Consider the following 10,598-nt stretch of genomic DNA (forward strand, 5'->3'; position numbering starts at 1 on the left):
TGTATCAGCTAATGAGTGAGGTATAGTAGTATTTGAAGACAGATCGTTGGATTTTAATTCGCCAGTATACGTGACGATCGCAGTAACAACAAATTCATCGTGATACATTTGCTTTTACCTTTCTTTTAAAGGAGTGTTTATTATCGGAATAAATGTGTTTTGCTTTATTCAGTACAGTTGCTTTTGCGTGCAAAGATGACCTTGTTTTGATCGGAGATTTACATACACTAAGTATGTAGATCTGATGATCTGCACCGTCTTTCGCCCAGGTGAACTGGACCGGGCTGTTAAAATGCTTTTCTATGAGCAGGGCACATTTGCCAAGGTGAAGGATTTCATGGTAATTCAGCACATACATATGCTGCATTTCCTCTGGCGTAGCTGACTCAATGGTCTGCCAGGTATAATCATCATCGGGCGCAGCGGTCAATATTCTTTGCTTCCTGCCCAGTTTTAATTCGATAAGCGGTGCTGTTTTCAAGATGGATGGTTTGAAAATCCAGTAGTCATCACATTCATCATCCAGCCTGAAAGACCCTCCTGAAAGCCCCCAACGCCCGCTGATATGGATTACATCTTCAGCCTGGAAATCATTGTCTTCGCTGCTTACCAAACCAGAGCAACCTTTACCTGCCCGTACCATCAGTTGAACGCAAACCGCGATATCCAGATCGATCACTTTGATCCCCGCATCTTTAATGCGTTTCAACGCAGAACAGCTGAAGAGATTTGCAAAGCTTTTTTTTACAGCATAAAGTAATGCGCAATGCCCTTGTACATTTAAGCCAGTATTCAATCCTTCGTCATCGTTATCAAAAGGCATTTCGAACATAAAACTACTGCTTACACTAACCGGGCTATCGTTCATATCTCCCAGATAATCATAAGCGTCAATGATCGCCATTCCCATATCTGCAGGCATACGCGCGTCTGTGATAAGTTGCTGAGCAGCGGCGCTGATCAGGCAATATTTTGGAGCAACTTCTTTGTAAAGCGGTTGCAGTGTTATATTGAGCCTGTTCTCCAGGTCATTAAAGTTGATAAAATCTCTAAATGCTTTGCCACTGATAATAAAGCCTTCAGGGATCAGCAAGTCAACATGATCATAAGCTTGCAATTCGCCAAGCATTGCACATTTATAACCAACCGATGTCAATTTACTCAAATCAGCATCCCTGAATTTAATGATGTAATTTTCCATGATATTAATTTTGAGTGATTTTTAAAGCAGGATCATTTTTTCTGTAAAGCATTATATCCAGCGCCGGGTCCAAACCATAAACGTCGTCAAGCGTGATCACCGCACCGTCTTTGATTTCGCAGGTCAGGTAAGTGACTGCTATCGGAAGCGGTTTTATCAGACGAAAATTCTTTTTATTTCCAAGTTCAAGCGCTTTGTTCATCGTGGCAACTGACTGGCCGTCATTGGCCATAATGAGGCTGGCAAGTCTTGCGGCTGACTGAACGCGGATACAACCATGGCTCAGCGCCCTTTTTTCTTTATAAAACAGCTCTCTTTCCGGTGAATCATGCAGATAGATGTCATAAATATTTGCAAACCGGAATACGATCTGGCCAAGCGCATTATCGCAGCCGGCTGATTGCGTAGCATGATACCTGTCCGGATTCTCTTTGATCTTACGCAGATAAGATGTACTTGGGCTGATGAGCATTCCGCCGTTATTATAGATCATGTAATGGTGTGAGTTTAAATAGGCTGTATCTTTTATAGCTTTGGGTAGCAATTCGCGTTCAAATATTTTTTTAGGTACGCGCCATTCCGGTGCGATGGTGAAATAGGTGATCGCACTTTTTAAGGTCGGTGTGGGGTTGGCGGGTTTGCCAATTACAACGCGAAAGGTATCGAGTTTGCCATGATGAAAAAAACTCAATTGATATGACGGAATGTTTACCTGTATAAAATTATCGGTATCCAAAGCGGCCCATCTTAAACGTTCCATATTTAGCGCGATCTTTCTGACCTGTGCCTCAGGAAATTCATAACAGTCACCAAGCTGCACACCGGCAACTACATGTAAGCGGTCTTGCAAAGCTTTGTAAAGCTGATCCTTGGGTTGCGCACTCGCTATTGTCTCCATAAAATCCGCAGAATGCAAAGCCTTTTTCACCAGCTCTGCCGGATCAAATCCGCTTTTACTATTGTCGATCTGCTCTTTTGTGAGATAGGGGTTATATTTCCCAAAGTGCAGGTAAGCTGCAAAACTGAGTACGGCATCGCTCAGGTAGATCTCGAACTGTGCTTTTTCGCCGATGCTGACCTGATCCGGTCTTTCCAGTATATCATGAAGCTTGCTGTACAAAAGCTCTTTGGGATGAAAATCAGACTGGTTCAATCCGAATTGCAAAACGCAATCCATCATCAGCATGGCCGCCCAGGTGTGCTGAACATCCGGCTCTTTTACCAGCCATAAAGGAAAACCATTGGCTGTATGATAAAGTCGCTTTACTGATACCGGGAAATTGAGCTCAAGTTTGTCCTGGTTAAGTTGTCGCAGTAATTCTTCCCGTAAACTTCTGTCTTCGTCTGCCGAATATACTTTGGCTGCAGCAGTCCTTGTCCAAAAGAGTGTAAGCAAGAGGATCAGCAAAAACAAGCTCCAAAGCATAAGGGTGTGGGTGCGGTAGCCAGGTTTGTAGCGGTGTTCTTCTATTTGCCTTTTCATGACTTTTGTTTTATACATAAAAGTCTGTATATGAATAAAATAAAAAAATGATGACCGTCATATAATATAATGACGAAGAACTGTAAACGGGCATCAGCTTTTTTCAAATAACCAGCGTAGTGGCTGGTATTTCCTTTTTGGCCGGAGACCGAACTGCCTTATAGCTTTCTCGCGAAGAAGATCGATTACCTCTTGTTTTTCATCCGTGACTAGGTAAAGTTGATCGTCAGCGTCTCCAATTGTTCCGCGATTTTTCATTAATGCAATATGTCTCAGCAGTTCTCCATGATACTTCCTGCCAAAAATAACCACCGGGAAATTATCTATCTTATGGGTCTGGATAAGTGTCAACGCTTCAAAGAACTCATCAAGCGTACCGAATCCACCGGGCATCACGATAAATGCGAAAGAGTATTTGACCAGCAATACCTTTCTGAGAAAAAAATGGCGCATAAATACCCATTTGTCAAGATAAGGGTTTCGCCTTTGCTCCACCGGCAGGCAGATATTACAACCTACCGAAAAGCCGCCGGCATCTTTGGCACCGCGGTTAGCCGCCTCCATGATACCGGGACCACCGCCGGTAAGGATCGTAAAGCCTAATTTTGCGCATTCCGCCGCGAGTTCCCGTGTCGCCAGATAGTATGGGTGATCTTCTTTGAAGCGGGCCGAACCGAAAAAGGTGATACATGGGCCAATGAAATGCATGGAGCGTAATCCCTTTATGAGGTCGATCATCGTCCTGATCGTAAACTTCAATTCCCGTAGCCTGGAATGGGGGCCTTCCAAAAACTGAATTTCTGCGTTCTTACCGGGGTCAATTACAGGGTTTGTACTTTTCATCAAGGTTGGGCGATCTGCAAAACAATGCGGCCTTCGATATGTCCTTCTTTCATTTCTTTCAGTACGTCGTTGATGTCGTCTAACTTGCTGAGATGGATATTCGCACGGACTTTACCTTCAACGGCAAATGCTATTGCCTCCTGCATGTCCTTACGAGTACCAACAATTGACCCCCTGACTGTGTAGCGGTTGAGTACGGTCTCGAATATCGGCAACTCAAAACCACCTTTTGGTAACCCTACCAGGGTAATAGTTCCTTTGCGGCGTAGCATGGAAATTCCTTGTTCAAATGCAGCAGCTGAAACCGCGGTGACCAGTACGCCATGCATGCCACCGGTTTTTGTTTTGATTACTTTGCCTGGGTTCTCAAGATTGGCATTAACTGTCATATCCGCACCGAGGCGTATTGCTAAGCCAAGTTTTTCAGCAGAAATATCTATGGCTGCCACGTGCATTCCCATGGCCTTCGCATATTGGATGGCCATATGCCCAAGCCCGCCAACGCCGGATATCGCGATCCACTCGCCGGCTCTTACCTCCGTTTCTTTTAAACCTTTATATACTGTAACGCCGGCACAGATCACCGGAGCCATTTCATGAAAATCAATGCCCTGCGGAAAACGCGCCACATAAGCCGGGTTGGCGGTAACGTATTCGGCAAACCCGCCATTGACACTATATCCGCCGTTCTGCTGTTTTTCACAAAGGGTTTCCCAGCCGGTAATACAGTATTCGCAGCAACCACAGGCGCTGTGAAGCCACGGGACGCCAACGATATCACCCACTTTCAGGTCAGTTACCTCAGATCCGATGTCGGCTACGTAACCGATCGCTTCATGGCCCGGAATAAAGGGAAGTTGAGGTTTTACCGGCCAGTCACCGTTAGCCGCGTGCAGGTCGGTATGGCAAACACCGCAGGCGATCACTTTTACCAGGATCTGTTGCGCAGTGATAGCAGGTACTGGAACCTGCTCTATCCGCAAGGGTTGCCCAAATGCGTGGACAACTGCAGCTTTCATTGTTGATGGTATCATAGCTTGTTGTTTTCTCAAATCTCCAGTTACAGTTGCGAAAAATTTATGACCTGATCTCCTGAAAATTATGATCCGGGTCATTTTCTGCTGGAGAGAACAAGGGTAGTTTTGAGCAAAAGGAAGCACAATGAAAACACTGCAATTTAATTTTGATCACCCGGTCAAAGGTAACGCCTGTCTGGTACCGGCTGATTGCGAACGGCAAAAGACCATGCGGTTTACTGTACAAAGTGAAGTTGATAACAGTTTAAATATTCCCGTTGGAGAGTGCAAAGCTGGCCAGTGGACACTCATCCTGGATTGGCAATATGAAGGCCGTTTATTCTCACACCGCGAAAAGTTTACGATCTGAGCCTATGCCTTTTTTAACAAAAACAACAAGAAAAATCCGGGTTTTCCTGAAAAGTATAGGCCCGGGACTGGTAACCGGCTCCAGTGATGATGACCCTTCCGGTATAGCCACTTATTCACAAGCAGGAGCGCAATTCGGGTTGCGTACTTTATGGACGGCCCTGATCACGTTTCCGCTGATGGCTGCTGTACAGGAAATGTGTGCACGGATAGGTTTGGTAACCAGCCAGGGGCTTACCCATACCTTAAAAAAACATTACCCAAAATGGATATTGTGGATGATGATCAGTTTCTCTTTCCCCGCAATCATATTCAATATCGGAGCTGATATCGCCGGCATGGGGGCAGCGGCCCATTTGCTTTTTCCTGCTATATCAGCAGCATGGCTAAGTATCGTGTTCACAGCCCTCATACTTGTGACGGTGATTCTGTTTCCTTATCAGCGCGTTGCCGCAATTTTGAAATGGCTTTGTCTCAGTCTGCTCGTTTATCTTATCGTTCCGCTTTTCACAAAGGTCGACTGGTCTGCAGTTCTGCATGCCACCCTCATACCTTACATAACCTGGGATAGTGAATACCTGATGGGCCTCGTCGCTATCCTTGGTACAACCATCTCTCCTTATCTTTTTTTTTGGCAGGCGACTATGGAAGCGGAAGATCTCAAACAAAGAGGCGGCAAAATTATCGTAGATAAACGTGTCATCAGGAAAATGCGTGAAGATGTGGATACCGGCATGCTTTTCTCCAATGTTGTGATGTTCTTTATCATCCTGACGTGTGGTAGTGTACTCTTCCCACATGGCGTGCGCAGCATATCGCTGTCCTATATGTTAGCGGAAAGCTTTGACTGGCAGGAAGGACTGGACAAGCCGTTTTTTCAGGCCCGTCCGTTTTACGGTGTGATCGTTATCTCACTATTGATGGGGCTCGCATTGAATTTTACGGGAATCAATCCGGTAAAAGGCCTGATCTATTCGGCAATACTTTACGGAATGACCGCCCCCGTCCTTATTGCCGTAATTCTTCACATCGGTAACAACAGATCGGTAATGGGCGGTGATGTAAACGGAAAATGGTCAAATATTCTTGGCGGGCTGACATTAGTGCTGATGCTCATCGCCGCGCTTGGGCTGCTGTATTTTCTCATTTCATCCTGACAGTAAAAATAAGCGGGCGCGAATGGTGCCCGCTTAATCATCAGAAAGCGAATTCCGGTTCTTCAACGGTCAGCTCGTTTTTAACACTTACAACGCCGGGGGCTTTCCACGCAACATTTCCGGCGTCTTCTTTTTCGCTCAGTGAACGTACCATGCCACGAAGGGTCACATGTCCTTCTGTTACCGCGGCACTAATCTTTGCAGCGTCAAACGAAGCATTGCGCTGAAATGCCGCGCTGATCTGGCTCTCGATATCAACCGCAGTGGCCAGTGGTTTTACTTTGATCAGGTTGTAAACCTGCTTTACCCCTGTCAGGTGGGTGATCGCGCTACCCGCTATAGCTTTCTGATAAGCCCATTCAACTTCGCCATCCAGTTTTACGCAGCCGTCCTCGACTTTGATCTTTATATGATCTTGTGCGACGGCACTCTGCCACCTTAGTGCATTTAAAACCGCTTCGGCGATCTCCGTGTCCGTACGGCGGTAGGCGGGTGATAAACCAACCTGCAGGTCTTCTGCGATAGCTTTAACACCAGCTACTTTTTTAGCTGCCGCCTCGGCCTCCAGCTTTTTTGCGTAACTGTCGACAATGCCCGAAAGCGTTACGATGCCATTTTTTACGGCAACACCGATCTCTGCCGACCTCAGAAATGGCTGCCATTTTAGTTCCTCCATAACGTTTTTTTGAATTTCGATGTCTGATTTCATGACTTTACGTTTTAAAAATGAATGTTTTATGAATATGAAAGCAAAGTAAATGAAGCTGGAAGCATGAGTAAATGATCATGCCCATACAGTTTTTTGATAGACGGCACATCTTTGATGAGTAGTATAATCATATCACGGCTGCAAGTGACCCTGGTCATTTTTTCGTTTTCGGGAATTCACAAAATTTGTACACATCAATGATTGTTTCACGCTAATTACCGGGTTATGAAAAGATTACTTGTTTTAACAGATTTTTCAAAAAATGCAGCGCATGCCGCCGTTACCGCAGTACATTTAGCTAAACAGATACATGCCGGCTTGCTCGTCTTTCATGCCTATGAAATGATGCCGGTAGATCCGTATCTGGTTGGTGCGTCACTGATACCGGATCCTGAAAGTGTTTATGCAATGGAAGGAGAAAAGCAACTTAAGTTATTGGCTGATGATCTGCAGACGATCGTAAGGCGAACAGGATCATCCGGCGAGATTTCTATTCAGCAAGGCATCTCGGAAGGCGATCTCGGCCGGAACCTGAAGAATGTTATTGCTGCCAATCAAATTGAAATGATCGTCATGGGAGGAAGTACCGGAAGTACATTTGACCATTTCCTTGGGGGACAGGAAACCATGAAGGTGATCAACCATTCTACCAAACCGGTTTTGATCATACCACAGGAATCTGCCATGGATAAAATTCAAAAGTTGGTTTTTGCAACGACCTATCACAGTCTTGATATTAATGCGATTAGTTATCTCGCAGACCTCTCTAAGTTGCTTGAGTTTGAAATTGATATTGTTCATGTAGATGTTTACAAAACCGAAGACCCGGACCTGCTAAGCGAGATTGTTTTCAAACGGTTCGTAAACGGGTTAGGTTGTGACAATATAAGTTACCATGAAGTAAAAGGAAAAAATGTAGTAAGCCGTCTGAATTCTTACTGCAGATCATGCTCAGCAGAAGTATTGGCTATGGTTCATCATAGAAAGGGTTTCATGAAATGGCTTTTCGATAACAGCCAGGCAAAGAAAGAATTGCAAAAACAGGCAATTCCGGTAATCATATTTCCGCCCGATTTTATCTATGATTAAAATCAAATAACTCAAGGCAGATACCCGCTGTTAAATGCTCTATTAAATTCAACTGTAACATTACAATTTTCAGCTCATATAAAATAGCTTACCAAGTTTACTATAAATCGTTAAAATTCCATGGCAAATTGTAAACCCAGATACCCCGGCTGATAGGTTGGAATCAGAAGCGTAGAATTTGTCCTCTCCTTTTTGCGAAGCTCTTCCTGTCTTGTTCTCCCCTCTCCTTTTTCACGACCTTTTTTGAAAAGGCGGTTTCGGACGTAGGGATAAAGCAGATATGCAGCTTTCGTTGATAATATACCGAACCCAGCCCCGGCGACTACATCGCTGAACCAGTGATCACGGTTGAACATCCGGAGGATACCAGTGGCGGTAGCAAAACTATACCCTACCGCCGAATACCCAATCGATTTGTCGCCTAATTCCTGCGCCATAAATTCCGCACCTAAAAATGCATTGGCAGTATGACCAGACGGGAATGATTTATAATCTGATCCGTCAGGCCTAAGCCTGTGCGATATTTTCTTTAAGCTGAACGTGCTAAGTGTCATCATTCCTTCTGCCATAACAAAGATCATTGTTCGATCTATAAACGTATTTTTTCCGTGTATCCCAACCAGATTTAGGCCATAGACCAGAGCCACGGGCGTATATTGAAAAAAGTTCTCGGGGTGATGCCTGAAGTTCGGATGATCTTCGTTGATATCGTTATAGATGCTTTTATCCAGGTTGCGAACCGGCTTAAAAAAGAAGTTACTGGCTCCATAGGCCACCAAAACAGCCGGAGGAATCAACGCCCAACCCTTGCTTCTGAGACGTCTTACGGTATCGGGAGCAGTGAAAAGATCTTTTTTAAGAGTATCTGCCACGTTTAGCTTCTTAACTGTATCGCTCTTGGTTTGCTGTCCATAAGTAGCAACCCGGCAATTAAGAATCATGCATAGTAACAATAACTTTTTCAAATTGCGCATTTGACGGGATTAATCATTTAAGGATTTATTGATGTCAGATGTTCTCAATATACATCGAAATTCTGAAGAAAATCTGGAGACTTTAATTCAATCAGGAAATCTTACTGAAAGCATACATTACATAAAGTAAAAATCACAATAGCTGTAAGGGCTATCACATATTTCCCTATCATTCATTTAAGGTGCCAGATTGGCACCTTAAATGAATGATAAAATTATATCTACAACTTCCACCATACTATTCGGATGTTTATAGCATCATTGAGTTAAAGATTATTTCTCAATTTTAAACCCAGACTTTTCATGTCCGAACTCAGTTTTTTCTCTCTAACCCTTGCGTAAATCTGAGTGGTAGTAATTTTTGTGTGCCCCAGCATTTTACTGACTGATTCTATGGGAACGCCATTGCCTAATGTTACAGTTGTGGCAAATGTATGCCTTGCCATGTGCGTTGTAAGATTTTTTTTTATGCCACACAGGTCGGCGATTTCTTTAAGATACGCATTCATTTTCTGATTGCTTTTCATCGGTAAGATCCTGCCGCTGATAATGCATTCGTCGTGATTTTTGTATTTATTGATAATGTGCATAGCCTGGGGTAGCAAAGGTACGTTGGCAGCTATGTCTGTTTTTGTCCGGTTGGTTTTCATCCACATTTCTCCCTCATGCCCCATTACGATATTAGCTGCGGTTAATTTTGATGCGTCCACAAATGCATAGCCGGTATAGCAACTGAAAAGGAAACAATCTCTTACCTCTTCAAGCCGTTTAACTGCGAATTGCTTTTCAATAAGTTTGTTCAATTCATCTACACTAAGTTCGTCACGCGTTACCTTACGCGTAGTGCATTTAAAGGCCGCGAAAGGATTGTTGGGAATCCAATTGTTATGGACCGCTAAAGAGATAATTCTTTTGAGGCGTTTGATATATGCCATGGCTGTGTTGTGATCGATGCCTGCCTCAATCTTCAGATATTTTTCGAAACCGGCAACGAAGTTGTATTCGAGGTTGTCGAGGTAGATATCAAATTTGCAATATTTGTGGAGAACATATTCGGCAACTTTGCTTCGAATAGTTTTGTACTTAGTCAGCGTGGCTTTGACGTAATCCTTTCCGATGAGTTTTTCAATATCGGCGTTATGTTCGTCAAAAATCTGAAGCAATGACCGCCGTTCGTCCGGTACGCCAGTAAACTTATTCTTTATTTCTTCCGCAGAAATGTAATCGTTATTTTTCTGCAATTCGCTGTAAATTCTGAAAATTTCTTCGGAGATCTGATGAATATGATTGTTAATTGTCCGAACCTCATTTCCACTTCCTTTCATAAAGCCTGTTTTTGCATCCCACTTCGCAGGATTAACCTTCTTTTTTAGCGAAATTTCGGCTCTTTTACCCATCACAGTGACCCTCGCGTAAAGGGGCATTAAGCCATTAACATCTGATTTTGCTTTGTTCGCCCAGATCAGGACTGAAAAGCTGTTAGAATTCTTCATAAATAACCATTTTTTAGGTAACTGAATTAATAAATTTTGAACTGTTTTGATACCGTTTGGCATCGCTTTAATTCATTCATAATCAATCAATTAAAACCTTATTCGGTTACCTAAATTAGGTGATTCAATTAGGTAACCGAATAGGTAACCGCGAGAACCATAAAACTTAGTCTGAAACGAGCGCTTTTGACATAAAAAAAGCGCCTAAATCATTGATTTAAGCGCTTTTAGAGGGTTTTGATACCCTTTCTGCGGAATGGACGG

General features: G+C 43.7%; 10 protein-coding genes. 3 read left to right on the forward strand and 7 right to left on the reverse strand.

Translation table 11 applies throughout. The annotated features are described in order from the left end of the window. Positions 1 to 94: 94 nt before the first annotated feature. The 4 genes from D0C36_RS23960 to adhP all read right to left on the reverse strand — a co-directional run bounded on the left by D0C36_RS23960 (position 95) and on the right by adhP (position 4,561). Positions 95 to 1,201 carry a PEP/pyruvate-binding domain-containing protein gene (locus D0C36_RS23960; protein WP_117394273.1) on the reverse strand — a complete coding sequence of 369 codons (1,107 nt, stop codon included), beginning with the start codon at positions 1,199 to 1,201 and terminating at the stop codon, positions 95 to 97. A 4-nt stretch (positions 1,202 to 1,205) separates the two neighbouring features. Then, a complete protein-coding gene (locus D0C36_RS23965) occupies positions 1,206 to 2,684 on the reverse strand; it encodes a L,D-transpeptidase scaffold domain-containing protein (protein WP_158557196.1) in 1,479 nt (492 codons plus the stop codon). A gap of 93 nt (positions 2,685 to 2,777) precedes the next feature. Then, positions 2,778 to 3,527 (reverse strand): LOG family protein, encoded by a 750-nt coding sequence (locus D0C36_RS23970; protein WP_117394275.1) that lies wholly within the window; start codon positions 3,525 to 3,527, stop codon positions 2,778 to 2,780. Beyond that, the gene (gene adhP / locus D0C36_RS23975) at positions 3,527 to 4,561 is read right to left on the reverse strand and encodes an alcohol dehydrogenase AdhP (protein ID WP_117394276.1); all 1,035 of its coding nucleotides are present in this window, start codon (positions 4,559 to 4,561) and stop codon (positions 3,527 to 3,529) included. Before adhP ends, D0C36_RS23970 begins: the two co-directional genes overlap by 1 nt. Positions 4,562 to 4,688: 127 nt before the next feature. On the opposite strand from adhP, the gene D0C36_RS23980 reads away from it, so the two are divergent. Next, positions 4,689 to 4,913 (forward strand): hypothetical protein, encoded by a 225-nt coding sequence (locus D0C36_RS23980; protein ID WP_117394277.1) that lies wholly within the window; start codon positions 4,689 to 4,691, stop codon positions 4,911 to 4,913. A gap of 4 nt (positions 4,914 to 4,917) precedes the next feature. Then, positions 4,918 to 6,069, forward strand: a complete 1,152-nt coding sequence (locus D0C36_RS23985) for an NRAMP family divalent metal transporter (RefSeq protein ID WP_117394278.1) — start codon at positions 4,918 to 4,920, stop codon at positions 6,067 to 6,069. A 40-nt stretch (positions 6,070 to 6,109) separates the two neighbouring features. Here D0C36_RS23985 and D0C36_RS23990 read toward each other — a convergent pair whose 3' ends face one another. After that, positions 6,110 to 6,778: a BON domain-containing protein gene (locus D0C36_RS23990; RefSeq protein WP_117394279.1), complete on the reverse strand. Its 669-nt coding sequence runs from the start codon at positions 6,776 to 6,778 to the stop codon at positions 6,110 to 6,112. Positions 6,779 to 7,003: 225 nt separating this feature from the next. Between D0C36_RS23990 and D0C36_RS23995 the strand changes: the two genes are divergently transcribed. Continuing rightward, the gene (locus D0C36_RS23995) at positions 7,004 to 7,867 is read left to right on the forward strand and encodes a universal stress protein (protein WP_117394280.1); all 864 of its coding nucleotides are present in this window, start codon (positions 7,004 to 7,006) and stop codon (positions 7,865 to 7,867) included. A 110-nt stretch (positions 7,868 to 7,977) separates the two neighbouring features. Here the strand turns inward: D0C36_RS23995 and D0C36_RS24000 are convergent, their stop codons facing one another. After that, complete coding sequence (locus D0C36_RS24000) at positions 7,978 to 8,841, reverse strand: phosphatase PAP2 family protein (RefSeq protein ID WP_117394281.1); 864 nt, start codon at positions 8,839 to 8,841, stop codon at positions 7,978 to 7,980. Between the two features lie 266 nt (positions 8,842 to 9,107). Then, positions 9,108 to 10,334, reverse strand: coding sequence for a site-specific integrase (locus D0C36_RS24005; RefSeq protein ID WP_158557197.1), 1,227 nt, complete (start codon positions 10,332 to 10,334; stop codon positions 9,108 to 9,110). Positions 10,335 to 10,598: the final 264 nt, after the last annotated feature.

The sequence above is a fragment of the Mucilaginibacter conchicola genome, assembly GCF_003432115.1.
Classification (GTDB): Bacteria; Bacteroidota; Bacteroidia; order Sphingobacteriales; family Sphingobacteriaceae; genus Mucilaginibacter; species Mucilaginibacter conchicola.